Annotated in this window: 1 protein-coding gene; it reads left to right on the top strand. The window is 28.8% G+C overall.

Annotated features, from left to right (window positions below):
• A partial coding sequence (locus tag ACQQ6X_RS07350) for a hypothetical protein (RefSeq protein ID WP_430493540.1) occupies window positions 1–426 on the top strand: 426 nt, incomplete at its 5' end.
• Window positions 427–854 lie beyond the last annotated feature (428 nt).

The raw sequence follows: 854 nt of genomic DNA, 5'->3' as shown, positions 1-854 counted from the left end.
CCTATAAATACTACGATTATTTTTGCAGGAATTGATAATAACGAAACTTCTATTACAAGGGAAATACATTTAAAAGAAAGTGATTTCAAAGTTTCATATCAAGCTGTTATAGAAGAACGGGATAATAAAGATAATTTTTTGTATCATTGGACGAAGTTTTCGCCTAACAATAATAAATCTTTTAAAATGAACAATACAGTCTATAATTATCATTATAAATTGGATTATAAAAAGTACATTAAGGAAGGCGAGAATTATGTACGTATTGTTTTTGTAACCAGGGGCCTGAGTAGCAGTAATAATACAGAAATAGCTACTCCTATAACTTATAAGGATAAGAAATATGATATTCACCAAACTGAATTCCATATTAATGTTAGACTGAGAATACCAAAATGTTATGTGACACCAGTCAAAGATATATGAAAAAACCTAGAGGTGAAAAATTGACTATACTGATTTATGGGGGATTTGGGTTCGGTAAGACTTCAGCAGCGTTAATGTTTCAATTTAAACTGTCAATAGCATAATCTTTGATCTGAAGATAGAAACGTTACCAAAAGTTGCAAAGAGATATATTAATAAGTCAAAACAGATAGAAGCAATGTTTTATAATCAATCATGATTCAGATATAAAATAGTTGAAAGAATATACAGAGCTCTCTATAACAACTGGAACCAGATGAAGTAATAAATTGATCAACAGTAAGTACTGGGGATTTTATTGTTTAATAACGATGAAATTAAGCATGGGAGTTGGAATAGCTAAACAAGTATCTAAAAATAGATCAGTATCGAAATCATAGAAAAACCAAGCTTTATTATAATTATAAAGTTAAGTCAATTCGAAAACT

Origin of the sequence: Paenibacillus ottowii, assembly GCF_050516475.1 — a bacterium.
In the GTDB taxonomy this organism is placed as follows: Bacteria; Bacillota; Bacilli; order Paenibacillales; family Paenibacillaceae; genus Paenibacillus; species Paenibacillus ottowii.
This window is presented reverse-complemented; position numbering and strand designations above follow the sequence as displayed.